The sequence below is a fragment of the Shinella sp. HY16 genome, assembly GCF_028534175.1.
In the GTDB taxonomy this organism is placed as follows: domain Bacteria; phylum Pseudomonadota; class Alphaproteobacteria; order Rhizobiales; family Rhizobiaceae; genus Shinella.
Genome location: NZ_JAHYXL010000001.1, coordinates 175,882 through 200,952, shown reverse-complemented (window position 1 = coordinate 200,952; position 25,071 = coordinate 175,882). Strand labels below are relative to the sequence as shown.

Sequence of the window (25,071 nt, the reverse complement as noted above, 5' to 3'; positions counted from 1 at the left end):
TCAGTCCTTGCGGAAGACGACGCTGGCGAGCCAGCCGGTCAGCAGCGCAAGGATGACGGAGAAGGCACCATAGGCCAGCGAGTTGTTGTAGGCGGCATTGGAGATCATCTGCTCGATGCCCGTCTTCATCACACGCAGCGGCAGCGCCTTCTCGGCGATGAAGACGCCGTCACGGAAGAGGTGCGCCCGCACGACATGGGTGCCGTTCGGCACGCTGGCCGGCAGCTTGACCGTTGCCTTGAACAGGCTCGCGCTGATGAACTGTACGCCGCCCGGGTCGCGCTGGTAGAAGCCGCCGCTTTCCTTGAGGCGCCGGAAGGCCTCGCGGAATTCCGTGATTTTGCTGCCGTCGCCGACATAGCCGATCGGCGACAGGCGGATATGCTGGATGCCGACGCCGACGCCGTTGAGCATGGCCGGTTCGGCAATCGTCTCCACGTCCCGGGTACTCGACAGCGAATAGGATTCCGGCACAAGCTCGAAGGTCATCGAGCGGCGGTTGACCCAGATGCCGAAGACCCGCTCCTTGACGCGCACCGTATTGTTGTCCTTCGGCCCTTCCAGCGCCACGACGATATCATATTTGCGCTGGGCGAGCAGAGACGGATCATAGCCTTCGATGGCGCCGAAGATCGTCAGATCCGCGCCGCGGAAATCCGAGGAGATCGCAATCTCGTCCGTGGAGATGCCGATCTCAAGCTTTTCCGGGAAATCGACCGGCTTGTCTTCCAGCACCTGGGCGGCGGCGGGAAGGACGAGGAACAGGCCGAGGAGCAGGGCAGCGACGGCTCTCATCGATAGACCCCCTCGCTCACCACGGAATAGATATCGGCCGGCGCAACGACGAGATCGACGGCAAGGCGGGCCCCGACGGCGAGGACGAGCAGCGCCAGCAGGGCGCGCAGCTGTTCGCCGCGCAGCTTCTGGCCAACGCGCACGCCGTACTGCGCGCCGATCACGCCTGCCACCATCAGGATGAAGGCGAGCACGATATCGACCGAGTAGTTCGTGGTCGCCTGCACGATCGTCGTATAGGCCGTGACGAAGATGATCTGGAACAGCGAGGTGCCGACGACGACATTGGTCGGGATGCGCAGGAGATAGATCATGGCCGGCACCATGATGAAGCCGCCGCCGACACCCATTATGGACGTGAGGATGCCGATGCCGAAGCCGAGGCCGACGACCGGGATGATGGACAGGTAGATCTTCGACTTCTTGAAGCGCATCTTCAAAGGCAGGCGATGCACCCAGCTGTGCTGGCCGGGCCGGCGCAGCGAGACCGGCTGGTTTTTCGCCGCGCGGCGCAGCGCCCGGATGCTTTCAAGCAGCATCAGGGTGCCGACGGTGCCGAGCAGCACGACATAGAGCAGCGAGATGACGAGATCGAGCTGGCCGATACTGCGCAAGAGCGAGAAGATCCAGATACCGACCGTGGCGCCTGCCAGGCCGCCGAAGAGCAGCACCGTGCCAAGCTTCACATCCAGCGTGCCGCGCCGGAAATGCGAGAGCGCGCCCGATATCGAGGAGGCGACGACCTGGTTGGCGCCCGTCGCAACGGCGACAATCGGCGGGATGTTGTAGAAGATGAGGAGTGGTGTGATGAGGAAGCCGCCGCCGACCCCGAACATGCCGGAGAGGAAGCCGACGGCCGCGCCCATGCCCAGAATGATGAAAATGTTCACCGAGAGCTCTGCAATGGGCAGATAGACAGTCACAACAATACCCCGATCGGCAAATTTCCGCTTGCGCGGGCTCATAACATCCGGCGGCCGCTGTCCGTTTCGCCTGCCGTCGCGGCTCCCCTCCGGCAGGCTGCGCATATAAGGAAGCGCCCCGCCGCGTGAAGGAGAGCCCCTCCGGCGGCCGGTTGCGCCTTGCATCACGCAAGGATCGATCACGGGGCGCTGCCTTCCGGCGCACCCTGTTCATTTGTACAGTTCCGGACGCAAAACCGCGTTTTGCATGCCAGCTGGAACTGCGCTTGCCACCTTCTTCAATGATAACGTTTCTCGAGCGCGTATCATCTTGGGGCGGCATGAAAATTTCTACCGCATCATTCCTGAAATCGGGGCCGATTTAAGGATGAAATCCTGCGGCAAATACAAAATGCCACAGCGTCCGTAGCACATCGTGAACGGTGTGCCGCGCTGTGGTGAGCGTCATGCCCGCAGGGTAGGAACAAGTCAACCGGAGAAGCCGTTTTCGAGGCCCCTCCGGCAATCCGCCGATCAGCTCGGCTGCTTGTTGCGCTTCAGGAGTTCCGTCACCAGCGCATCGTCGATCTCGCCGGTTTCCTTCTGGCCGACGGACTTCTGGAAGGCCTTGATGGCGGCGACCGTCTTCTTGCCCATCGCGCCATCAGGCGTACCGGCGTTGAAGCCGTTGTTGTTGAGGATCGCCTGGATGTTGCGGATCGCCTTCTTCATGTCGACGCTGGCGGTCTTGGTCGGCTTGCCGACCCATTCGTCGGGCAGGTCCGCCGAGTTGGTCTTCTCGTCGAGAGGCTGCGCCTTCCACAGCTCCACCTTGGCCTTGGCGCTGGAAAGCTGCTCGGGAGCCATGGCATTGGCCACCTCGTCGCGCTTCAACCCCGCATCACTGTCGCCGTCGCGAGCGGCGATGGCAAACCACTTGTAGGATTCTTCCAGGTCCTGCTTCACGCCGTTGCCGCGCGCATAGAGGATGGCGAGGTTGAACTGGCTGTCGCGCACGCCAAACTCGGAGGCTTTCTGGAACCACTTGGCGGCAGCGTCGAAGTCCGGCTGCTGGGTGCCGACCCCCGTCGCCAGCAGGACGGCGAGATTGTGCATGGCGCTCGCATTGCCCTTGTTCGCCGCGATCTCATAGAGTTCCCGGGCACGCGGCAGGTCACGCTCGACACCCTGGCCCTTCTCGTAGAGGTTGGCAAGGCGGTACTCGGCGGGCGCAAAGCCGCGGGCAGCGGACAGCTCGTACCAGCGGGCGGCTTCCGCAAGATCCGTCGCAACGCCACGGCCTTCCGTGTAACGCGCGCCAATCTCGAACAGCGCCAGCGCATCGCCCTCCGTTGCCGCCTTGGAGAGCGAGGCCGGGGTGATTGCTTCCGGAACCACGATTGCGGCCGTCTGCGTCTGGTCGACCGGCTGGGTCTCCTCGGCGACGGCGGTTTCCGGCGCCGTCACCGGCTCGAAGCCGGCAGTGGCCGCACCATCGGTCGTTTCAGCCGGAGCCGTCAGAGCTTGGCTGCCGGTGGCGGATGTCTGGGTCGGTGTCGGCTCGGCGCCGGCATTCGTCTGCGTATCACCAAGATTGCGCGCATCCCCGCTCTCGACATTGCCGCTTTCGACGGGAGCCGGATCCGTCACGACCTCCTCGCTGACGACGGGCGCTGCAGCGGTATTGGCGGTCACAGCCTCGCCGGTGCCCGTCGTGGTCTCGACCGGAGCCGTCTCGTTCGTGACGTTGGCGGTCTGCTCGACAATGACCGGAGCCTCGTCGCCGGCCACCAGCGTGTTGATCAGCGGATAGGACATGATCGCTAGCAGCGCGGCGCCGACGGCGAGCAGGATCGGCCGGCGGTGGCGCGACAGCGCCGAAGCAGGCTTCTCGCCCTTTGCCAGCTTTTCCGTCTTCTTGGCGGGCGCGACGCGGGAGATCGTATCCGTCTCTTCGGCAGCAAGCCGGGCAGCACGGCGGGCAGCGGCGATCTGAATGGCCACACGATCGCCTTCGCCACCTGCCGTCGCTTGCGTGGCCGAAGCCTGGCCGGCACGAACGCGTTCAAGGATACGGCGGACGTCAGGCACGCCGGAGCCCGGCTCCAGCAGCTGGTTCGCCTCTTCCGGCGCGAGTTCGTCCGTGGGATCGATCGAGGGTGTCGGATCGATCTGCTGGCGTTCGACCGGCAGAGCGGTTTCCTTGCGGCCGGGCGCAAAGCGGCGCTTCAGGCCGGCGAGCAGGCCGGTCTTGGGCTGAGCTCCAGCCGGCTGGTCGGCGGAAAGAGCAACGGGCTCGTCCGTCAGTGCCTCTTCCGGGGCCGGACGCTCGGGAACGGGAATGTTCTCGACCTCGATCTCGGCGAAGCGGCTTTCCTCCTGCGTCGCCTCGGCTTCGGCCTTGCGGGTCTCGCGGGTGCCGAAGCCGTCGTCGTCAAAAGGGTAGTCGTTGCCGTAGATGCTGGAGGCGGGGGCGGCGTGGCGCTCCACATCCATCGCCGGCATTTCGGCGCGCGGCATGGCTGCCTCGCGGCGACCGAAGGTTTCGCGCGGGGCGTCGAGCTGCTCGAGGCGGCCAGCGATCTGCACCAGCGTGTCGTGCAGCGCATCGAAGGTGCGCGCAGTGCGCTCCTCGCTCGAGCGGGTCAGTTCCTCCAGTGCGCGCAGGTCATCGGCAAGGCCGGCGATCGCTTCCATGTCGGTGCTGGCCGCCGCCGTCGGGCCGGCGTGGCGGTAGGCCTCCATCACGGCTTCCGCCGCCTGGCGGGCGGCCTCGACGATGTATTCGTCGTTGGTCGCCATGTAATCCTCGATCGTCGCGAGACGGCCCTCAAATTCGGAGGGGACCTGCGCGACGGCAGCGGACGGCGTGCTGATCAGCGTGGAAAGATGCGCGATCTGCGCCTCCAGGCCACGCAATGCCTCATGATCGCCCACCGGCGCGACGCTGGTCGCATCGAGGCGGTCGGCAATCGCCGAGAGGCGATCCTCGATATGGGCGAACCGGTCTTCCTGGAACGGGCTGCCTGTCGGTGCATCGAGATTGTCGATGCGCCGGGCAAGCGCGTCCAGCCGCTCGGCGAGCTGGTCGTTGACGCTGCCCTGGTCGAGCGCGTCGATCTTGCGGGAAATGTCGGAAAGGTAATAGGCAAGCTCATCGTTGCCCTGGGCGGGAGCGACCTGCTGGCTTTGCTCCAGCATCTGCGAGAGCTGCTCGATACGCTCTTCGAGACGAAGCGCCGTGCGTTCGTTCGACAGGTCCTCGATGCGGCTCGCGAGTGCTTCGATGCGCAAGGAGAGGCCCTGGTCCGGTGCGGGCGCCGGGCGCTGGGCAATGAAATCGAGCTGGTCGGCGAGATCGGCGATGCGGCCTTCGAGGCGCTGCATCATGCCGTTGTCGGCCATGGCCGACTGCTGCATGCGGCCGGCCGCGGCAATCGCCCGGCTGATCTCGTCGAGGCGGGCGTCCAGCCCTTCGAACTGCGAGGTGACGGCCGAGACGAAGCGGCCGTCATCCGGCTGCGCCTGGCGTGCCAGCATGTCGATGGCGCGGGCGATGGTCTCGATCTTGCCTTCCAGCGCATGGATGGCCGGCGTGGCGCTGACCGCGCCGATCTGGCCCTTCAGCTCGTCCAGCCGATAGGCAAGAGCCACCAGTTCGTCGTCGCGCGTCTGGTCGAAGACGGAGAGCCTCTTCTCGACGCCGTTCCAGCGATCCTCCATGCGACGTACGGAATCCTCGCGGGCAAGCCCATCGAGCACGGAGCGCAGTTCGTCGAATTCGACGCGCAGGCCTTCTGCCTGACCGGCCGTCTGGCCGGACTGGTGGCCAAGCTGGTTGATGCCAGTGGAAAGCCGCAGCAGCTCCTCGCGCAGGTCGTCATTGTTGTTGCGGCCCTCGGCCATCTGGCGGATGCCGCGGATTTCCGAGCGCAGCGACTGCATCTCGCGTTCCAGCCCGTCGGCGATATCCTTCTTCAGGTCCTGACGCAGCGAGACGAGTGCCTTGGCGATGTCCTCGACGGAATTGTCCGCGCGGGCGGGTGCGGTCTGCTGATGGCCATAGGCCGGATGCGCCTGCTGGCCGCCATAGGCGGCACCAGTCTGCGGGCCGCCATAGGCGGTATGGGCCTGCTGGGCGGCGGCATAGTGGTCGGCCGAGAGCGGGCGGCGCTCCAGACGATGGGCAACGCGTTCGCGACCGCCTTCGATGGCACGCTGGCGCTGCACGATTTCGGAAACCGGATCGTCGCGCAGCGGGATCGCGCGCGCCGGCTCCTGACGGGGGTGCTCACCGCGCGGCGCGAAACGCTCCTCGCCGCGCCCGCGCGCCTCGCGCCCGCCCGCCATCAGGCCTTCGATACGGGCTTCCAGCCCCTCGATGGTGCGATTGAGCGCATCGAGCGAGGATCTTTCGCCGTGACGCTGCGGGTTTCGCGATCCGTTCATCTTCGCCTCGCTTTGGCGGCCGAGCGGCCTGCCGGGAGATACTTCTGAAGGCGCTGCCGCCCGGCTGCGCCCTTTCTTCCACTCTGGCGGATCTCCGCCGTCAAACACTGCATGTGCCATGGGAAACAGTATCGCCCCTGTCTGTACCGGACCGTCCGTCCGGCCGTTACAAAGGGAAGTCCAAATGATTCCCGATCCCACGCCCTCAGGCGTCACAATTCATGAAACATGGTAAACAAGGAGTTAACTGCCCCGGAAAATTTTTAACGATTTGCTCATAGAATGATCTTCGGGAGGAAAGGCGACCGTTTGCGGCACAACCACAGGCTCCGAACGAACCGTCCGTCGCCGCACCGCCCGCCCGCAGCCCTCCCGACCGACGAAATTTCTTCGCGGCTCTGTTTTGACGTTTACGCAAACGTCAAAGTTTTATAGTATCCGATCTCAAGGAGCGGACTCGCGTCCGCGGGACAGGTGAGGACTTCGAGCATGCCGATCTACAAAGCCCCCGTGAATGACACGCTTTTCATCCTGAACGACGTGCTGGCGCTCGAGCGCTACAACAACCTGCCCGGCTTTGCCGATGCAACGGGGGACATGCTGGAGGCGATCGCCGGCGAAGCGGCGAAGGTGGCTGAAGAGGTGCTCTTTCCGGTCAATCTTTCCGGCGACCAGGAAGGCTGCAAGCGTCACGACGATGCCACGGTAAAGACCCCGAAGGGCTTCAAGGAAGCCTTCGACCTCTACCGCCAGGGCGGTTGGATCGGCCTTGCGGTTCCCGAGGAATTCGGTGGCCAGGGCCTTCCCTACGTACTGCACACGGCCGTCGGTGAATATATGTCCTCGGCCAACATGGCGCTTACCATGTATCCCGGCCTGACGCAGGGCGCGATCGCCGCGATCCTCGTGCACGGCTCCGACGAGCAGAAGGCCGCCTATCTGCCGAAGATGGTGGAGGGCGCCTGGACCGGGACCATGAACCTGACGGAGCCCCATTGCGGCACCGACCTCGGCCTGCTGCGCACCAAGGCCGTGCCGCAGGCTGATGGTTCCTACAAGATTTCCGGCCAGAAGATCTTCATCTCGGCCGGCGAGCACGACATGTCCGACAATATCGTCCACCTCGTTCTCGCCCGCATCGAGGGCGCGCCGGAGGGCACCAAGGGCATCTCGCTTTTCATCGTGCCGAAATACATCCTGAAAGACGACGGCACACCGGGCGACCGCAACACGGTTTCCTGCGGTGCCATCGAGCACAAGATGGGCATTCACGGTAACGCCACCTGCGTCATGAACTACGACGAGGCGAAGGGTTTCCTCATTGGCGCGGAGAACAAGGGCCTCAACGCCATGTTCGTCATGATGAACGAGGCCCGTCTTGGTGTCGGCCTGCAGGGCCTGTCAATTGCCGAGATCGCCTATCAGAACGCCGCCAACTATGCCCGCGAGCGCCTGCAGGGCCGCTCGCTCTCCGGCGTCAAAAACCCGAATGGCAAGGCCGATCCCCTCATCGTGCACCCCGACATCCGCCGCACGCTGATGACCATCAAGGCCTGGACCGAGGGCGGCCGCGCCTTCACGCTCTGGACCGCGCTGAAATCCGATATCGCCCACCGCTCCGCCGACGAGAAGGAACGCCAGGCGGCCGACGACATCCTCGGACTGATGACCCCGATCCTCAAGGGCGTCCTGACCGACAAGGGTTTCGATCATGCCGTCATGGCCCAGCAGGTTTTCGGCGGCCACGGTTACATCGAAGAGCACGGCATGAGCCAGTATGTGCGCGACGCGCGCATCGCCATGATCTACGAGGGGGCCAACGGCATCCAGGCGCTCGACCTCGTCGGCCGCAAGCTCGGCATGAACGGCGGGCGCGCCGTCATGACACTCTTCAAGGAGATCGGCGATTTCTGCGAGGAGAACCGCAATGACGAGAGGCTTGCCTTCTTCACCAAGCACCTGAAGAAGGGCTTGAACGACCTTCAGGCCGGAACCATGTGGTTCATGCAGAACGCCATGGCCAAGCCCGACAATGCCGGCGCCGGCTCGACCGACTACATGCACCTCTTCGGCCTCGTCACCGTCGGCTACATGTGGGCGAAGATCGCGAAGGCCGCCGAGGAGGGCCTCGCGGCGGGCGCTGGCGAGCGCGAGGACTTTTTGAAGAACAAGCTCGTCACAGCCAAATTCTTCATGGAGCGGATGATGCCGGAAACTGGCCTGCGCAAGACCCGCATCGAGGCCGGCGCCGACACAACGATGGAACTGGCAGCCGAAGCGTTCTAGCCTCAAGAATCAGACGACCCGTTGCGAGTTTGACGGCGTTTCAGCGCCGCTAGGGAGAAGAGACCAATGACCGACGTCTTCATCTACGATCATGTGCGCACCCCGCGCGGGCGCGGCAAGAAGGACGGCTCGCTGCACGAAGTGCCGTCCGTGCGCCTCGCCGCCAAGGTGCTGGAAGCGGTGCGCGATCGCAACGGGCTCGATACATCAAAGGTCGACGACATCGTCATGGGCTGCGTCGATCCGGTCATGGATGCCGGCTCCGTCATTCCGAAGGCCGCAGCCTTCGAGGCCGGCTACTCGACCCGCGCGCCGGGCATGCAGATCTCCCGCTTCTGCGCCTCCGGCCTCGATGCGGTGAATTTCGGCACGGCCAAGATCGCGCAGGGCGCCGACGACATCGTCATTGCCGGCGGCGTGGAGTCGATGTCGCGCGTCGGTCTCGGCATGTCCGGCGGCTCCTGGTTCATGGACCCCTCGGTCAACTTCCCGGCCTATTTCATGCCGCAGGGCGTCTCCGCCGACCTCATCGCCACGAAATACGGCTTTTCCCGCGACGACGTCGACGCCTATGCCGTCGAAAGCCAGAAGCGCGCGGCGCACGCCTGGCAGAACGGCTACTTCAAGAACTCCGTCGTGCCGGTGAAGGACATCAACGGCCTCACCATCCTCGCCCATGACGAGCACATGCGCCCCGGCACGGACATGCAGGCGCTCGCCCAGCTCCAGCCGTCCTTCCAGATGCCCGGCGAGATGGGCGGCTTCGAGGCCGTCGCCATCCAGGCCCATCCGGAAATCGAGGGCATCACCTACGTGCACCACGCCGGCAACTCCTCCGGCATCGTCGATGGCGCTGCGGCCGTGCTGCTCGGTTCGAAGGAAGGCGGCAACATTCTCGGGAAGAAGGCGCGCGGCCGCATCAAGGCCTTCGCCAATATCGGCTCCGATCCGGCACTGATGCTGACCGGCCCGGTCGACGTGACGGAAAAGCTGCTCGCCCGCACCGGCATGCAGCTTTCCGACATCGATCTCTTCGAACTCAACGAAGCCTTCGCCGCCGTCGTGCTGCGCTATATGCAGGCCTTCGACATCCCGCACGACAGGATCAACGTCAACGGCGGCGCCATCGCCATGGGCCACCCGCTCGGCGCGACCGGCGCGATGATCCTCGGCACCGTGCTCGACGAACTGGAGCGCCGCGACCTCAACACCGCCCTCGTGACGCTCTGCATCGGCGCGGGCATGGGCACGGCAACGATCATCGAGCGGGCCTGAGGGCGCGCCGATGAAAGCCCCTCACCCCGCCTCCGCTTCGCTCGGCGCGCCCGCTCCCCGCAAGCGGGGCGAGGGGGAACGGCGACGTCGCGGCATGTCCCTTCTCCCCGTTCACGGGGAGAAGGTGCCGGCAGGCGGATGAGGGGCAAACGGCCGCTCCGTACAAGATTTCAGGGAAGAGGAATCCCACCATGAGCTACAAGAACTTCACCATCGAGACCGACGCGGACGGCATTGCGCTCGTCACCTGGGACATGCCGGAAAAGTCGATGAACGTCTTCACCATCGAGGTGATGGACGAGCTGGACAAGATCATCGACCAGGTCGTGGCGGACAGCGCGGTCAAGGGCGTCGTCATCACCTCCGGAAAATCCTCCTTCTCCGGCGGCGCCGATCTTTCGATGATCCAGGCGAGCTTCGACCTCCTCAAGGATGCACAGGCGAAGGATCCGGCGAGCGCCGTCGAAAAGCTCTTCGAGGCCACCGGGCGCATGACCTGGCTGTTCCGCAAGCTGGAAACTTGCGGCAAACCCTGGGTCGCCGCCATCAACGGCACCTGCATGGGCGGCGCCTTCGAAATGTCGCTCGCCTGCCACGGCCGCGTCGCCTCGAGTGCCAAGTCGGTCAAGATCGCGCTTCCCGAGGTCAAGGTCGGCATCTTCCCGGGCGCCGGCGGCACCCAGCGCGTGCCACGCCTTGCCAATGCGCAGGACGCCCTGCAGATGATGACGACCGGCTCATCGCTGACCGGCGCGCGCGCCAAGGCGATGAGCCTCGTGCATCAGGTGGTGGAGCCCGACCAGCTCATCCCCGCCGCCAAGCAGATGATCAAGGACGGCTTGAAGCCCGTCCAGTCCTGGGACGAGAAGGGCTTCAAGGCGCCGGGCGGCGGCATCTGGACACCGGCCGCAGCCCAGCTCTGGCCTGCCGCGCCCGCCATCCTGCGCCGCGAGACGGCCGGCAACTATCCGGGCGCGCTCGCCATCCTCAAATGCGTCTATGAAGGCCTGCAGGTGCCCTTCGATACGGGGCTCAGGATCGAACAGCGCTACTTCACCCATATCCTCCAGACGACCGAAGCCTTCTCGATGATCCGGTCGCTGTTCGTCTCCATGCAGGAGCTTGGCAAGGGTGCCCGCCGGCCGGCCGGCCAGCCGAAGGCAGAATTCAGGAAGGTCGCCGTCGTCGGCGCCGGCTTCATGGGCGCCTCCATCGCCTATGTGACGGCCGCCGCCGGCATCCCGGTCGTGCTCATCGACCGCGACCAGGAAGCGGCCGACAAGGGCAAGAGCGTTTCGCAGGGGCTCGTCACCGGCGCGATAAGCAAGGGCCGCATGACGAAGGAAGACGGCGAGAAGCTGCTTTCCCTCATCACCCCGACGCCCGACTACGCGAGCCTTGCCGATGCCGATCTCGTCATCGAGGCGGTCTTCGAGGACCGCAACGTCAAGAAGGAGGTCACGGAGAAGATCGAGGCCGTGCTGCGCGAAGACGCCATTTTCGCCTCCAACACCTCGACGCTGCCGATATCAGGGCTTGCTGGGAATTCGAAGCGCCCGGAGCAATTCATCGGCATCCACTTCTTCTCGCCGGTCGACAAGATGATGCTCGTGGAGGTGATCCTCGGCAAAGAGACGGGCGACCGGGCGATCGCCACCGCACTCGACTATGTCGCCGCCATCAAGAAGACGCCGATCGTCGTCAACGACACACGCGGCTTCTATGTCAACCGCTGCGTCTTCCGCTACATGGCCGAAGCCTATGACATGCTGATCGAAGGCGTGCCGGCGGCGATGATCGAGAATGCCGCCAAGATGGCCGGCATGCCGGTCGGCCCGCTGTCGCTCAACGACGAGGTCGCCGTCGACCTTTCCTACAAGATCTTCAAGGCCTCCATTGCCGACCTTGGCCCGCAATCGGTCGATCCACGCCATATGGAACTCGTCACCAAGCTGGTGGAGGGCGAAGGCCGCCTCGGCCGAAAGGCCGGCAAGGGCTTTTACGACTATCCGCCGAAGCCCGCCAAGAAGAAGCTGTGGCCGGGCCTGAAGGACCTCTACCCGCAGCAGAAGCCCGACGGCGTCGACGTCAAGGTGCTGAAGGAGCGCCTGCTCGTTACCATTGCGCTGGAAGCCGCGCGCACCATGGAAGAGGGCATCGTCACCGATCCGCGCGAGGCCGATGTCGGCTCCATCCTCGGCTTCGGTTTTGCTCCCTATACCGGCGGCACGCTATCCTACATCGACGGCATGGGTGTGAAGGCTTTCATCGCCCTCTGCGAGACGCTCGCTGCCAACTATGGCAGCCACTTCCAGCCGACACCGCTGCTGAAAGACATGGCTGCCAAGGATGAGACCTTCTACAGCCGCTTTGCGCCGGAGGCGAAGAAGGCAGCCTGACGAAGGCTGATCGAAATGAAAAGGATGGCGCACCGCCATCCTTTTTCGTTTCAGCCCCTCGATCACATGCGTAGCGGTGAAAATAAAACAATCGAAACCGTAAATTTAATTCTGAACGAAGTCAGCGATTCTTCTGCTTTTTCGATGATTTCCGGGGACATTTTTCAAAAAATCCCGCCCAGCCATTGCATATTCGTGAATAGACCTTATATGAGTTCCGTCGAAAACTGCTTGCGACCTTTGTCTTCGAGCTTCCAAGCTCTGTCAGATTTCCTTTCAAGATCGATCAAAATGGACGAAACATCGTTCAATTACACTAGAGATGGAAAGGTTATCATCATGAATTCGGGCACCGTAAAGTGGTTCAACAGCACCAAGGGTTTCGGCTTCATTCAGCCTGATGACGGCACGACGGATGTGTTCGTTCACATTTCTGCCGTCGAGCGCTCGGGCCTTGGCTCGCTCGCCGAAGGCCAGAAGATCAGCTACGAGATCGTCCGTGACCGCAAGTCCGGCAAGAACTCGGCCGACAACCTTCGCGCCGCATAAGATTGTCATTCCGCCTGCCGACCACGGATGTACTGGCGGCGGAGCGTTGAATGACGGGAAGAGGTCGGGGTAACGCCCGGCCTTTTTGTTTCCATAGCCTCGAAGGAGAGTGCCATGGGTCAGAAAACCTATGCCATTGGCGACCGAGTGGTTCTGAAGGCCAGCCGGTCCCGCTCGGTGACGGGAGAGCAACGATGCCGGATCATCGGCATCCTGCCCGCCGACCATGGAGAAGCCCAGTATCGGGTGCAGATCGACAACGAGAATTTCGAGCGACGCATCGTAAACAGCGATATTGATAGCGATGAAAGTGGTAGCCCCGCGTCAAGCGGGATAACGACAACCGTCGCTGGCAAGAGCGGTCCGTGGCCAAAACCGTCGAGCATGCGCGTCGGTAAGTGACGCTATCGCTTGCGAAGCAAGCGGTGACGGCAGTTGAAGGAGAGTGGCGGTCGCCTAGGTGGCTTGAATCACTCCTTGCAGAGTGATGGTGCCGCGGCGGCATATCTACACCCAGTGCGGCGCAAGCCGCGAGAGAAAGGACATATCGTGCAGGTTCTCGTCAGAGACAACAATGTCGACCAAGCGCTTCGTGTGCTGAAGAAGAAGATGCAGCGTGAAGGTCTGTTTCGCGAAATGAAGGCGCGCAGCGCCTTTGAGAAACCATCCGAGAAACGGGCGCGCGAGAAGGCGGAAGCCATTCGCCGCCAACGCAAGCTCGCCCGCAAGAAAATGCAGCGCGAGGGGCTGCTGCCCGCACCCAAGCGTGCGGTGCGCCCTGCCCGCTAACCATTCCCCGTTATAGCGCCGGGTGGTGCATTCCGCCGCCCGGCTCGCCCTGTCGGACATCACTCCAGAAAGGAGAGATCATGACCGCGACCAAGGATAAATTCTTCAATCCCGCCAAGCTTTCCGCCCAGGAGAAGGCAGCCACGACCGACCATACGGCGCGCACCATCATCGCTGCCGAAGCAACCGAGCGGGAAAAGAAGACCGCCCGGCTACGCGCCCTGCGCATGCAACAGGAACCGGTCGAGGCGCCGCCGAAGCCAGCCCGCAAATCCAGCAAGCGCCCAGCCTCACCAACCATCTGAGCCGGCCGTCAACAAGGATGGCCCGTCGCGCAGGCACCGGCCGGGCGGCGCAGCGTTTCTCCTGTTTCCTGCGGAACAGCGGGCGGACGGGCGATGTGCGACCTTCTGATCACCGGATGAGAGAGGCTCATCCTTAACAGAGATCAGGAGAGACCCATGCGCAAGATCATCGTTTCCGCCACCGTTGCCCTCGTCGCCGCCGTCTCCTTCGCGGCCCCTTCGCAGGCCGGCTACTACAGCTACGGCTACGAGCCCTATTGCTTCATCAAGAAGGTGAAGTCCTACGACTACTACGGCAACGTCATCATCAAGAAGATCAAGGTCTGCAAGTAAACATCGCCCAGACTGACCTCCCCAAAGACCCGGATGTCCCCTGCATCCGGGTCTTTTGCCGTCCGGTATCCCGCTCTACGCGGGACGTGCGGCGTCGGCCATGCGCACCAGCAGCTCGGCACGCGTGCCGACAGTGCGGCTGGCATAGGCGAGCTTGGCGCCGAGGCTTGACGCCATGGCACCGATGATCTTGGAGCCGAGACCGGTGCCGCGTACCGGCCCCTCCCCGCGCCAGCCGATGCCGTCGTCCTCGACGAAAAGCAACGCGGTTTCCGGGTCGAGGCGGGTGAAGCCGACGCGCACCTCGCCGCCAGTCTCGCCATAGGCATATTTGAAGGCGTTCGTGACGAGTTCGGTTACGATGACGCCAAGCGATACGGCGCGGTCGGTCGGCACGTGCAGCGGCTCCAGCATCCGGTTGAGCCGCACGTTGCGGCCATGGCCCTTCATCGACGTGTCGAGCTCGGAGAGCAGCGTCGAGAGATAGGCCCCCATATCGACATGGCGCACGTCTTCCGACGTGTAGAGCCGCCGGTGAATGCCGGCAATCGCGGTGATGCGGGCCTGCGTTTCCGACAGCGCCTCCTTTACCGCCTCGTCGGATGCGCTCGACATCTGGAGGCGGATAAGCGCGGCGGCAAGCGCCAGCGAATTGCCGACGCGGTGGTTCACCTCCGCCAGCAACACCTCGGCCCGCTCCTTGGCAGCGCGGATCTCCTGTTCGGCACGAAGCTTCGCGCGCTTCAACTCGGCATTTTCCAATGCCTGGCCAAGTGCATTGGTCAGCAGCGGCATGAAATCGTCGCCGACCGACTTGATCACATAGTCGGCAGCGCCAGCCTTCAGCGCCTCGATGGCAACCTGGGCATCGTTCGACCCCGTCACATAGACGACAGGCACTGCCCCCGGCGCATCGGAAAGCTCCTTCAGGAAGGAAAGGCCCGTGCCCGATTTCAGGAAGTGGTCGAGCACGACAGCGGCGAAACCGCCGTCGGTGAAAAGCGCGCGGCCATGCTCCACATCCTCGGCATGCAGCACCTCATAACCAAGACGGCCGAGCGCACGCTGGGCGAGCCGCGCGAGGATCGGGTCGTCGTCGATATAGAGGATGCGGACCGAGGCTTCCTTCATTTACTGCGTCTCGGGGATCTGGATCACGGAGAAGAACAGGCCGAGCTGGCGGATCGCATGAGCGAAGCTTTCATATTCCACCGGCTTGGTGATGTAGACGTTCGCGCCGAGATCGTAGCAGCGCTGGATCTCCCGCTCATCGTCCGTCGTCGTCAGGATGACGACCGGCAGGCGTTTCGTGTGGGTATTGGTCTTGATGCGCTGCAGGATATCGATGCCGGACATGTCGGGCAGGTTGAGGTCGAGCAGGATCAACAGGAACCTGCCGGCGCTCGCAAGGCCAGAGCGGTCCTTGCCGAGCACGAAATCGAGCGCTTCCGTGCCGTTGGTGAAGGGCACGACCTCGTTGTGCACGCCGGCGCGGCGGATGTTCTTCTCGATGAGGCGCGCATGGCCCTCGTCGTCCTCGATCATGACGATGGTGACTTCCTTGCCCAGTCCGTTCATGCCTGCATACTCCTGACTACTTTGCTGAGGTCGGGCGGAAGACGGAGCACGAAGGTCGTCCCCTGCCCGAGTTCGGATCGGACGATGATATCACCACCAAGATTGCGCATCAGTGAACGCACATGCGCCAGGCCTATGCCTTCGCCGGGCTTGTCCTGGGCGCCCGAGCGACGGAACAGTTCGAAGACCCGCTCGTGGTCCTCCGGCGAGATGCCACGGCCGTTGTCGGTAAACTCGATGACGGCACCAGCCCGGCCGCCGTTCTTCGCGGTCACGGAGATGCGCAGCGGCCGGCCCGGCGACTGGTACTTGATCGCATTGTCGAAGAGATTGCCGAAAACCTGCTCCAGTGACAGCCGATCGGAAATGACGGTCGGCAGCTTTTCGTCGATGGTGACCTTGCCATCGGATTCGCCGACCTGATGGCCCACCGCCGCCGCACCCGTTTCCACAAGCGCCTTGATGTCGACGCGCTCGATGCGCAGCTCCCGCCGCCCGTCGCGCGAAATCTTCAGGATGGCGTTGATGAGACCGTCCATCTTCTTGGTGGAGGAGCGGATGAAGCCGATCGCCTCCGGCAGGTCCTCGGAAGCGGCGCGGCGCGCTTCGAGAATATCCCCTTCGCTCGGCGCCTTGCCGTCGGCCAGCACATAGCCCTGGATGGCTGCAAGCGAGGCCTGCAGCTCACTGGTGAAGCCCATGATGTTGACGAGCGGCGCGCGCAGGTCGTGCGTCACGATATAGGCGAAGCGCTGCACTTCCTGGTTGGCGCGGATCAGCTCCTCCGTGCGCTCGTCGACGCGTTTTTCCAGCGTGGCGTTCAGCGTCTCAACCTCGCGGCGGGCGACGACGAGGTCGCGTGTATATTGCATGACGACGGTGGCTGCGCCGCCCAGTACGCCGATAATCGCGATCGCGCCGATGATCGTCGTCCATTGCAGCGCGCTGGCGGACGAGAGCGTATCGACGACGCTCTCCTCCAGATGCCGGTCCGCATCATCGAGGATGAAGCCGACCTCAGTGCGAAGCTCATCCATCAGGACGCGGCCCCGATCGGTCTTAACCTCTTCGACAGCCTCCGCCTGCCGGCCCTGCTCCATGAGGGCGACGGTTCCGGCCAGCTCCGCCAGCTTCTGCTCCACAAGTTTACTGACCCGTGCTGCCCGCTCGACATATTCAGGCAAGCGCTCCGTCTTTTCCAGGAAGACCTTTTCCCGCTCGGCGACGGCGCGCAGAGCGTCATCGTAAGGACCTCGGAAGGCAGTGTCGGCCGTTATGATGAAACCGCGCTGGCCCGTTTCCGCGTCCTTGACGATGGAGAGCAGGTCGGCAGCGGCGCTGCGCGCCTCGCGCACTTCGATAAAATCCGCGAAATAGTCCTGCACCTTGCTGACGAGCCAGAGCGACGTGCCGACAATGCCGAGCAACGCGAACATGCCAGCAATCAACAGAATAACCGTCGAGCGCACGAAGGCGGCGTTCGAAATCGGCATCTAACCCCCCGGTTCAAGCCGTCTACAGGACGGCGACAATATCGTTGTAATGTTCGCTTGCAACCAACCAACGTGACGAAAACGGAATTCTTTTGGTTGTTTCGTCACTTAAGGGGCTAGATCCTGACACGGAAGCGCCCGGCGAACCGTTCGCTGGCAATGATGACCATGCCCGCAGAAAAGATCAGCGTGGCACCGACGAAGACATTCGAGCCCGGCACGTCGCTCCAGATGAGATAACCAAGCGCGAAGGCCCAGACCAGCGAGGAATATTCGAAGGGAGCAAGCACGGAGACCGGCGCTCGGCGCATACCCTCGAACATCGCGAACTGCCCGATGCCGGCAATGACCCCCGTTCCGGCCATCAGCGCCAGGTCGAGCAGCGCGACCGGCTGCCAGACGAAAGGCAGCGCGAAGGCCGTGAAGAGGAGGAAAAAGAAACTCGATATGGTCACCTGCACTTGCGTTCGTTCATGCAGCGCCGTCTTGCGCAGCAGCACCGTTGCAACCGCCCAGAAGATCGCCGCCTGCAGGGCGAGATAGACGGGCAGCGAAAGCTGTACCCCCTTGGCCGCAACCCCGCAGGCGATGACCACGCCGACGAAGCCGATCACCACCGCGAACCACCGGTATCCCGGCACCTTCTCGCCGAGGATCGGCACCGAGAGGATCGTCATGACGACCGGCGAGGCGTAGTACAGCGTGGTGAGTTCCGCCAGGCCGAGATCACGCGCGGCGGTATAATAGGACAGCCAGGCAGCAAGCAGCAGCAGATTGCGCAGGAAGAGCGGCTTCAGCACAGGCGAGCGGCGCGCGCTTTGCACGAGCGGGCGCCCGCCGAAGGCAAGACAGAGCGCGAAGATCGTCAGGCTGCGCACGAACAGGATCTGCCAGACCGGCAAGGCCGCGACGAGCCATTTGACCGTCGCATCCTGCAAGGAAAACATGAAATAGGCGAAGGACGTCAGCAGAATGCCGGAAGAGACGGTCTTTTGCACGGAATGGACCTCGAAGGCGCGGAAGCGCCGCGCTGTGCCTTGATAGCGCGGCGCCCGATGCGGCGAAAGAGGCTGAAAATCAGGGGGCAAGGAAATTTTTCCCACCACTTTGAACCGCGCCACGAAAAGTCCGTTTTGCCTGCAGGTTTCGACGTGCAAGCGGGGCCACACAGGTATATGCGCGAGCCATGGACTCCAAACGCACCGGCTATCTCTTCACCCTGCTTGCCATCCTGATCTTCAGCCTGCAGGACGCGATCTCGAAACATCTCGGCAGCCTCTACCCGCCGGTCTTTATCGCCATGCTGCGCTTCTGGGCCTTCGGCGCCTTCGCGATGGCGCTGGGCGCCCGCAGCCCGGGTGGCCTGAAGGTCGTGGCAGCGACGAAACGGCCGGCCCTGCAAATCCTGCGCGGCGTCCTCCTTGCCTTCCAGATCGTCGTTACCATCACCGCCTTCACCAAGGTCGGCCTAGCCCATTCCCAGGCGATCCTGGCATCGGGACCGATCTTCGTTGCACTCCTGTCGATGCCGCTGCTCGGCGAGCGGGTCGGCTGGCGGCGCTGGACGGCGATCGGTATCGGGCTTTGCGGCGTGCTGATCATCCTCAATCCCGCCGGCAGCGCTTTCGACATGGGCGTGCTGCTGCCGCTCATCTCCGCGCTGATGTTCGCGGTCTATGTCATTGCCACCCGCCTCGTCAGCCGCGAGGACACGGCCTCGACGAGCTTCTTCTACACCGGCGTGGTCGGCGCCGTGGCGATCTCGCTTGTCGGTCCCTTCTTCTGGACGAACCTCACACCGGGCGACTGGCTGTGGATGGGCCTGCTCTGCATCACCGGCATGTCGAGCCATTATTTCCTGATCCGCGCCTATGACCTGCTCGATGCCGCCGCCGTGCAGCCGCTCACCTATCTGCAGGTCGTGCTGGCGGCGATCATCGGCGTCAGCGTCTTCGGTGAAACGTTGAACCTCAACATGGTGCTCGGCTCGGCCATCGTCGTCGGCGCCGGCATCTTCACCATCTGGCGCGAGAGCGTCGTGGCCCGGCGCCGGGCGGCCGAAAACCGGATCGGAAAGAACACAGGAAAATAATCCTTTTTCCTTTACTCATTCACCCTCCTTGGATATGCTTCCGATCAGTCGGACCGGCCCTTGCCGGTCCGTTGCCTTGGCAGGGTTTTTCAGCATGTTCTCCCACGACCGGATCTGGGCAGCGATAGACGCCCTTGCCGAGCGCAATCGGCTCTCTCCGTCCGGCCTTGCCCGCCGCGCCGGGCTCGACCCGACATCCTTCAACAAGTCGAAGCGGCAGGGTGCCGACGGCCGCCAGCGCTGGCCATCGACGGAATCGATCGCCAAGGTGCTCGACGCAACCGGCGCCTCGATCGACGAGTTCTTCACGCTGGCCGACCCGGCGCGCGACGCCGCCCTGCCGCATGGCGCCTTTCCGCCGCAGACCGGCACCATTCCCCTGCTCGGCTTCGCCCAGGCCGGCGCGGGCGGCTTCTTCGACGATGGCGGCTTTCCCGCCGGCCAGGGCTGGGACGTGGTGGAGTTTCCGGCTTCGCCAGATCGAAAGCCCGGCGTCTACGCGTTGGAGGTGCAGGGCGACAGCATGCTGCCGCTCTACCGCGACGGCGACGTCCTGATCGTCGAACCGGGCGCGCAGGTGCGCCGCGGCGACCGCGTCGTCGTCAAGACGCGCGAGGGTGAGGTCATGGCCAAGGTGCTGCACCGCCAGACGCCACGCACGATCGAGCTTGTCTCGCTCAATCCCGAACACCCGAACCGCAATTTCGACATCGACGACGTGGACTGGATCGCCCGCATCATCTGGGCCAGCCAGTAGGCCGCTTCAGCCGCCGTAGAGATTGACCGGGAAGTAGCGCAGATAGATTTCCTGCAGGCGGCCGCTGCGCGAGAGCGCCAGCAGCGCATGGTCGATGGCGCCGGTTATCGTCGCGTCCTCCTTGCGGAACATGATGGTGAGGCCTTCGCCAAGGAAACGCTCCGACAGGTAAGGCCCATCGAACAGACGGCAGCAGCCGGCCGATTCCGAGCCGCTCGTCCAGAAGGCGAGCTGCATCCCGTCCCCGAAGACCGCCTCCACCTTGCCGTCCTTGAGGCTTGCCAGCAGGGCGGTCCGATCGGCAAAGGCTTCCGCCTGCACGCGCGGGAAAAAGGCCTTCAGCATCGCCTCGTGCGCACTCGCCGCGACGACACCGACACGCTTGCCATCAAGCGCAGCCGCGGTCGCGCCGGCGGGCGGGGTCTTCTTTGCCACGGCGAAACGGGCCGGCAGGCGCATGAAGGGGCGAGAGAAGACAAAGCGCTTGCGCAGCTCCGCGGTGACGGCGACACCCGCGGCCACCGCCTCGCCATTGCCGTCGATGAGCGCTTTTTCCAACTCCGGGAACGTCACAGCCTGGATCTGACATTTTTCGGTGAGCGCCAGCTCCCGGCAGATCTCCCGCACCAGATCGACGTGGAAACCGGCGAGCTTGCCGGTCTGGTCGATGAAGTTGAACGGCGGGAAATCCACGGTTGTCAGGAAGCGCAGCCGCACGATGCCGGACAGGTCCGGCCGCGCGATGCGCTCACGCGTGTCGAACAGGATCGGCAGGTCGACCGAGGCAGACTCCTGCGCCACGACATCCTGCGGCTGCACCGCCGCCAGCAGCAGGCCGAAGGCAAGGAGCCCGTAGATTTTCAGGGGTGCAATTTTGATATGCCGCATTACAATCAACCTGGGGTTTAAAGGGGGCGTAGCTGCCTGCGCGGCTGCGGGGCTGCATGCGACTGGCAGAATATCCCGACGACATCGGTTTCGCTACCGCAATCGGCATCCGGCCGGCACCGCTGGCGCCACCCCGCGACGATACCGTACCCTCCCGCCTGATGACGGAGGCCCACCTCTTCCGGCGCCTGGGTCTATCGAAGCCCCTCATCTCCACCATGCTGGTGCGTGCCAACCAGCACGGCACATCGCTGGAAACGGAGCTTTTGGCAAGCGGCTCGGTCTCGGAACATGTCTACTACGAGGCGCTGGCCGAGATCCTGGACATCCCCTTCCTCGACCGGCTGGATCCGGCAGAGGTCGAGGATCTTCCCGGGGCCGATAGCCAACTCATCGACCCGACCGTAGTACGGTTGCGCCATCCGTCGCGTCCACCGACCACGGCAATCGTGCCGAGTGCCGAGCGGCTCGACTATCTCGGCGAACGGCTGGCACACGCCCCCGCGCTGCGCAGCATGATGGCGGCGACCACACCCTCGGCTCTCCGGGCCGCACTCTGGCAGGCCGGCCAGCAGAGGCGGCTGCGCGACACGGTGGAGGAGCTGCACGCCACCATGCCCGAGGCGAGCGCCCGTATTACGTTGCGCGGCCGGCAAGGTTTCTACACCGGCGCCACCGTCACTCTGCTCCTTACGCTGGCTGCGCTTGCCCCCAGGCTGGCCACGCTGGCGTTACACATCGTGGTGACCCTGCTCTTTTTCTGCACCTTCCTGATCCGCCTTGTCGCGCTTGTTGCCAAGTGGCGGCAGGAGCGCCGGCCGATGCTGCCGCCTCCATCGGTCCGGCCGCGACCGACCTACTCCATCTTCGTGGCGCTCTATCGGGAAGCGGCCGTGGTGCCGCAGCTCATCGATACCCTGAACCGGATCGAATGGCCGGCTGCGCGTCTCGACATCAAGCTCATCTGCGAGGCGGACGACCAGGAAACGCTCGATGCGCTCGCTCTCACCCGCCTCGGCCGGCAGTACGAAATCGTTGAGGTGCCACCTGGCCGGCCGCGCACCAAGCCGAAGGCGCTCACCTATGCGCTCGGCGCGGCACGCGGCGAATATCTCGTCATCTACGACGCCGAGGACAGGGTCGATCCCCTACAGCTGGAGGAAGCCTGGCGGACCTTCGAGGCGGGTCCGCCGGACATTGCCTGCCTCCAGGCGCCGCTCGTCGTCACCAATGCGCGGGAAAGCTGGCTGAGCGCACTTTTCGCGCTCGAATATGCCGGGCTCTTCCGCGTGCTGCTGCCGCACCTTGCCGCCGCGCGCCTGCCCGTGCCGCTCGGCGGCACGTCCAACCATTTCCGCACGCGCGTTCTCCAGCAGGTCGGCGGATGGGACCCCTACAATGTTACCGAGGATGCCGATCTCGGGCTCCGCCTCTACAGGCTCGGCTACCGCTGCGGCACGCTCACCCGGCCGACCTACGAGGAGGCCCCCATCGGGCGGGACGCCTGGCTCGGCCAGCGCACGCGCTGGTTCAAGGGCTGGTTGCAGACCTGGCTGGTGCTGATGCGCCATCCCTCGCGCCTCGTTTCGGAAATGGGCCTCTGGCCCAGCCTCGTCTTCCAGGTGCTGATCGGCGGGCTCATCCTCTCGTCGCTCGCCCATCCGCTGATCATCGCCTATCTCGGCCTCATCACCTGGTCGCTGTTCTTCCAGCCCGCGTTTACGGTCGGGCCGCTCGAGTTCACCCTCTTTACGCTCGATATGATCAACATCTTCGGCAGCTACGCCGTCTTCATCGCACTCGGGCGGGGTGGCATGGCGGAGAGCGAACAGGCCGCCGTGGGCAGGCACTGGATGATGACGCCGGTCTACTGGCTGCTGCTATCGGTCGCCGCCTGGCGCGCCGTCGGGGAGCTGCGCCACAATCCCTTCTTCTGGAACAAGACGGCTCATCGGCCGGTGCGGCCGCAGACGGGAATGGAAGCCGGATAATCCTCTCAACTGCGGCCGGCAGCCTGCAAAAGCCCACCCCTCACCCGATCCGTCTGCCCAGGGAGGAACGGAGGGACCGGATGAGGAGCTCCGGCTCGGCGGCCAGGAACGCTTTGGCATTGTTCCGAACGAAAAATCGCTTCACGCGTTTTCTGGACCTGCTTTAGTTGCCGCCTTCCGTCCAGATTGCCACATCGACAGGCGCAAGCTGCCGGCCACCAACGAGGAAGGTCGCATCCGCACCAGCCGGCACGAAAGCGGAGCTGCTGCCGTAATTGAAGGCGAAGTGCAGCCGGCCGCGGCGGGCGAGCCTGAGATCACCGAGATCGGGCAGGCTTCCGACGCCAGCCCAGCCGAGTGTGTCGCCCATCAGCTTCGCGAGAAATTCGCCGCGCGGCAGCGTGCCGACATAGCGCGCGCGGTCATTGCCGATGACAGCAGGGGAGCCCGGGCGGTGCTCGCCTTCGAAGGTCGCCAGCACCGTCTCGTTCGTGCGGATGAGTTCCCGCCAGCCAGTCACCGGATGGCTCGCATTGCCGTAGAGCACGGGCTCGCTGTGATAGTCCGGCAAGGATTCGACGCGCGTCACCCGGAAATCGAGGAGATCTGCGAGCGGGCCGGGCGGCAGGTCGGCGGGAATGTGCATGTCCCGCGTCTTGCTGCCGCTGCGCGGACCAAACAAAGTCTTGGCCTTTGACGCCTTCAGCCGGGCAAGGAAGGCAGCATCCGGGATGACGAGGTCAGGCGCCAGCACCAGGCTGTAGCCAGAGAGATCGGAATGCTGGCCGATGAAATCGACATCCACACCGAGGCGCGCGACGGCGGAATACCAGTCGAGCGCGATGGCCGAAGCGGCATACCCGCGGCCCTGCGGAAGGGCGCGGGTTGCGAAACGTGATTCGTAGTCGAGCACGATCGCGACAGCGGCCTTTTCCCGAACCTCGCCCCTCGGCAACCGCGCCATCTCCTCGGCGACCTGCGCTACCTCGATATACCCCTGGTCCACCTCGCTGTTCGGCAGCAGCAGGCCGGCATGGAACTGCTCCTGCGCGAACGGCGCCTGGCGCCAGCGGAAATAGGAGACCATGTCGACGCCATGCGCATAGGCGAGCCAGGTCCACAGCCTTACCATGCCGTCGGCTGGCGACTGGTTGTGCGCCGCCCAGTTGACGGGACCCGGCTGCTGCTCCATCACCCACACCCGGCCGCGGCCGACGGCGCGGTAGAGGTCGTGGTTGAAGGCCGGCTGGTCCGGATCGCCGACGCGCAGGTAGCGCGCCTTCTCCTCGGCGCTGAGGCGACCGTTGATCAGCCCCCCCATCGGATAGACATCCCAGGAGGCAATATCGATATCCTCGCCCACCTTGTAATGGTCGAAGTCGGTGTTCTGCGACATGAAATTGTGCGTCACCGGGCGGCCCGGCGAATGCTGTCGGATGATATCCGCCTGCGCCTTGTTGAAGGTCTGCACCTGGTCGGAGGAGAAGCGGAAATAGTCGACGAGATGGCTCGGCGTCGGCTCTTCCACGAGGTTGTTCGGCAGATCGACCTCATCGAACGTGTTGTAGTGCATGCTCCAGAAGGTCGTGCCCCACGCCTGGTTCATCGCCTCGGCCGTGCCGTAGCGCGCGGCGAGCCATTGCCGGAAGGCCAGTTTCGCCTCATCGGAATAGCTGTGGATCGTATCGTGGTCACCGTATTCGTTGTCCGTCTGCCAGGCATGCACGAAGGGATTCTCACCGTAACGGCGCACCATGGCCTCGGTGATGCGGGCGGCCTCCAACCGGTAGCGGCGGCTGGAGAAACAATAGTGCCGGCGCGCGCCGAACTTGCGCACCACCCCACGCTCGTCGACGGGCAGAATATCCGGATAACGATCGACCAGCCATTTCGGCGGGGCGGCCGTCGGCGTGCCCAAGATGACCTTGAGGCCGGCGCAGCCGAGCACCTCGATCGCCTCGTCCAGCCACTCCCAATGGAAGACGCCGGCCTGCGGCTCGATGTGCGACCAGGAGAACTCGCCGATGCGCACCCAGGCCAGGCCCAGCGCCACCATCCGGCGGGCGTCCTCGTCCCATTTCTCCCGCGGCCATTGCTCCGGATAGTAGCAGACACCAAGCTCCAGCATGCCGGCCGGGGGACGGGCAGCATCGAAGCGGTTCTGTTGCGTGAGCGGCTTGTGCACCGGTA

At 64.1% G+C, this 25,071-nt stretch carries 20 protein-coding genes; 11 read left to right on the top strand and 9 right to left on the bottom strand.

The annotated features are described in order from the left end of the window. The 3 genes from K0P03_RS01050 to K0P03_RS01040 form a co-directional block, all read right to left on the bottom strand. The gene (locus K0P03_RS01050) at positions 1-795 is read right to left on the bottom strand and encodes a TIGR02186 family protein (RefSeq protein ID WP_023512412.1); all 795 of its coding nucleotides are present in this window, start codon (positions 793-795) and stop codon (positions 1-3) included. Next, positions 792-1,718, bottom strand: a complete 927-nt coding sequence (locus K0P03_RS01045; protein ID WP_037405922.1) for a sulfite exporter TauE/SafE family protein — start codon at positions 1,716-1,718, stop codon at positions 792-794. The genes K0P03_RS01050 and K0P03_RS01045 overlap by 4 nt, the downstream gene beginning before the upstream one ends. Positions 1,719-2,231: 513 nt before the next feature. Next, the gene (locus tag K0P03_RS01040) at positions 2,232-6,146 is read right to left on the bottom strand and encodes a peptidoglycan-binding protein (RefSeq protein ID WP_272788686.1); all 3,915 of its coding nucleotides are present in this window, start codon (positions 6,144-6,146) and stop codon (positions 2,232-2,234) included. 489 nt (positions 6,147-6,635) lie between these two features. Between K0P03_RS01040 and K0P03_RS01035 the strand changes: the two genes are divergently transcribed. From K0P03_RS01035 to K0P03_RS01000, 8 genes are all read left to right on the top strand, one after another. After that, positions 6,636-8,432, top strand: coding sequence for an acyl-CoA dehydrogenase C-terminal domain-containing protein (locus tag K0P03_RS01035; RefSeq protein WP_272788685.1), 1,797 nt, complete (start codon positions 6,636-6,638; stop codon positions 8,430-8,432). Between the two features lie 66 nt (positions 8,433-8,498). Then, on the top strand, positions 8,499-9,707 hold the full coding sequence (locus K0P03_RS01030; RefSeq protein WP_272788684.1) for an acetyl-CoA C-acetyltransferase: 1,209 nt from the start codon (positions 8,499-8,501) through the stop codon (positions 9,705-9,707). Between the two features lie 191 nt (positions 9,708-9,898). After that, positions 9,899-12,106, top strand: a complete 2,208-nt coding sequence (locus tag K0P03_RS01025; protein ID WP_272788683.1) for an FAD-dependent oxidoreductase — start codon at positions 9,899-9,901, stop codon at positions 12,104-12,106. 339 nt (positions 12,107-12,445) lie between these two features. Continuing rightward, a complete protein-coding gene (locus tag K0P03_RS01020) occupies positions 12,446-12,655 on the top strand; it encodes a cold-shock protein (protein ID WP_024270199.1) in 210 nt (69 codons plus the stop codon). Between the two features lie 114 nt (positions 12,656-12,769). Continuing rightward, positions 12,770-13,057 carry a cold-shock protein gene (locus K0P03_RS01015; protein ID WP_272788682.1) on the top strand — a complete coding sequence of 96 codons (288 nt, stop codon included), beginning with the start codon at positions 12,770-12,772 and terminating at the stop codon, positions 13,055-13,057. 147 nt (positions 13,058-13,204) lie between these two features. Continuing rightward, positions 13,205-13,444 carry a 30S ribosomal protein S21 gene (rpsU, locus tag K0P03_RS01010; RefSeq protein WP_024270201.1) on the top strand — a complete coding sequence of 80 codons (240 nt, stop codon included), beginning with the start codon at positions 13,205-13,207 and terminating at the stop codon, positions 13,442-13,444. A gap of 80 nt (positions 13,445-13,524) precedes the next feature. Continuing rightward, positions 13,525-13,749: a hypothetical protein gene (locus K0P03_RS01005; RefSeq protein WP_024270202.1), complete on the top strand. Its 225-nt coding sequence runs from the start codon at positions 13,525-13,527 to the stop codon at positions 13,747-13,749. A gap of 156 nt (positions 13,750-13,905) precedes the next feature. Then, complete coding sequence (locus K0P03_RS01000; RefSeq protein ID WP_156334041.1) at positions 13,906-14,082, top strand: hypothetical protein; 177 nt, start codon at positions 13,906-13,908, stop codon at positions 14,080-14,082. Positions 14,083-14,157: 75 nt separating this feature from the next. On the opposite strand, the gene K0P03_RS00995 is transcribed toward K0P03_RS01000, so the two are convergent. From K0P03_RS00995 to K0P03_RS00980, 4 genes are all read right to left on the bottom strand, one after another. After that, entirely contained in the window at positions 14,158-15,213 is a 1,056-nt protein-coding gene (locus K0P03_RS00995) for a sensor histidine kinase (RefSeq protein ID WP_023515755.1), read from the bottom strand. After that, on the bottom strand, positions 15,214-15,660 hold the full coding sequence (locus K0P03_RS00990; RefSeq protein WP_023515407.1) for a response regulator: 447 nt from the start codon (positions 15,658-15,660) through the stop codon (positions 15,214-15,216). It lies immediately after the preceding gene. Then, the gene (locus K0P03_RS00985) at positions 15,657-17,153 is read right to left on the bottom strand and encodes a sensor histidine kinase (RefSeq protein WP_272788681.1); all 1,497 of its coding nucleotides are present in this window, start codon (positions 17,151-17,153) and stop codon (positions 15,657-15,659) included. Before K0P03_RS00985 ends, K0P03_RS00990 begins: the two co-directional genes overlap by 4 nt. Before the next feature lie 116 nt (positions 17,154-17,269). Next, the gene (locus K0P03_RS00980; RefSeq protein WP_130516429.1) at positions 17,270-18,151 is read right to left on the bottom strand and encodes a DMT family transporter; all 882 of its coding nucleotides are present in this window, start codon (positions 18,149-18,151) and stop codon (positions 17,270-17,272) included. A gap of 188 nt (positions 18,152-18,339) precedes the next feature. On the opposite strand from K0P03_RS00980, the gene K0P03_RS00975 reads away from it, so the two are divergent. Both K0P03_RS00975 and K0P03_RS00970 read left to right on the top strand, forming a co-directional pair. Further along, the gene (locus tag K0P03_RS00975; protein ID WP_050742594.1) at positions 18,340-19,245 is read left to right on the top strand and encodes a DMT family transporter; all 906 of its coding nucleotides are present in this window, start codon (positions 18,340-18,342) and stop codon (positions 19,243-19,245) included. Between the two features lie 94 nt (positions 19,246-19,339). After that, a complete protein-coding gene (locus K0P03_RS00970; RefSeq protein ID WP_023513059.1) occupies positions 19,340-20,002 on the top strand; it encodes a S24 family peptidase in 663 nt (220 codons plus the stop codon). Between the two features lie 6 nt (positions 20,003-20,008). On the opposite strand, the gene K0P03_RS00965 is transcribed toward K0P03_RS00970, so the two are convergent. Then, complete coding sequence (locus K0P03_RS00965; protein WP_272788680.1) at positions 20,009-20,890, bottom strand: transporter substrate-binding domain-containing protein; 882 nt, start codon at positions 20,888-20,890, stop codon at positions 20,009-20,011. 56 nt (positions 20,891-20,946) lie between these two features. Here K0P03_RS00965 and K0P03_RS00960 point away from each other — a divergent pair, with 56 nt between their 5' ends. Continuing rightward, positions 20,947-22,881, top strand: a complete 1,935-nt coding sequence (locus K0P03_RS00960) for a glycosyltransferase family 2 protein (RefSeq protein WP_272788679.1) — start codon at positions 20,947-20,949, stop codon at positions 22,879-22,881. A gap of 163 nt (positions 22,882-23,044) precedes the next feature. Here the strand turns inward: K0P03_RS00960 and K0P03_RS00955 are convergent, their stop codons facing one another. Continuing rightward, positions 23,045-25,066 (bottom strand): beta-galactosidase, encoded by a 2,022-nt coding sequence (locus K0P03_RS00955; protein WP_443020526.1) that lies wholly within the window; start codon positions 25,064-25,066, stop codon positions 23,045-23,047. Positions 25,067-25,071 lie beyond the last annotated feature (5 nt).

Coding starts and splice junctions, on each gene's coding strand:
- K0P03_RS01050 (WP_023512412.1), bottom strand. CDS start 795: ATGAGAGCCGTCGCTGCCCTGCTCCTCGGCCTGTTCCTCGTCCTTCCC.
- K0P03_RS01040 (WP_272788686.1), bottom strand. CDS start 6,146: ATGAACGGATCGCGAAACCCGCAGCGTCACGGCGAAAGATCCTCGCTC.
- K0P03_RS01035 (WP_272788685.1), top strand. CDS start 6,636: ATGCCGATCTACAAAGCCCCCGTGAATGACACGCTTTTCATCCTGAAC.
- K0P03_RS01030 (WP_272788684.1), top strand. CDS start 8,499: ATGACCGACGTCTTCATCTACGATCATGTGCGCACCCCGCGCGGGCGC.
- K0P03_RS01025 (WP_272788683.1), top strand. CDS start 9,899: ATGAGCTACAAGAACTTCACCATCGAGACCGACGCGGACGGCATTGCG.
- K0P03_RS01020 (WP_024270199.1), top strand. CDS start 12,446: ATGAATTCGGGCACCGTAAAGTGGTTCAACAGCACCAAGGGTTTCGGC.
- K0P03_RS01015 (WP_272788682.1), top strand. CDS start 12,770: ATGGGTCAGAAAACCTATGCCATTGGCGACCGAGTGGTTCTGAAGGCC.
- K0P03_RS01005 (WP_024270202.1), top strand. CDS start 13,525: ATGACCGCGACCAAGGATAAATTCTTCAATCCCGCCAAGCTTTCCGCC.
- K0P03_RS01000 (WP_156334041.1), top strand. CDS start 13,906: ATGCGCAAGATCATCGTTTCCGCCACCGTTGCCCTCGTCGCCGCCGTC.
- K0P03_RS00995 (WP_023515755.1), bottom strand. CDS start 15,213: ATGAAGGAAGCCTCGGTCCGCATCCTCTATATCGACGACGACCCGATC.
- K0P03_RS00990 (WP_023515407.1), bottom strand. CDS start 15,660: ATGAACGGACTGGGCAAGGAAGTCACCATCGTCATGATCGAGGACGAC.
- K0P03_RS00985 (WP_272788681.1), bottom strand. CDS start 17,153: ATGCCGATTTCGAACGCCGCCTTCGTGCGCTCGACGGTTATTCTGTTG.
- K0P03_RS00975 (WP_050742594.1), top strand. CDS start 18,340: ATGGACTCCAAACGCACCGGCTATCTCTTCACCCTGCTTGCCATCCTG.
- K0P03_RS00970 (WP_023513059.1), top strand. CDS start 19,340: ATGTTCTCCCACGACCGGATCTGGGCAGCGATAGACGCCCTTGCCGAG.
- K0P03_RS00965 (WP_272788680.1), bottom strand. CDS start 20,890: ATGCGGCATATCAAAATTGCACCCCTGAAAATCTACGGGCTCCTTGCC.
- K0P03_RS00960 (WP_272788679.1), top strand. CDS start 20,947: ATGCGACTGGCAGAATATCCCGACGACATCGGTTTCGCTACCGCAATC.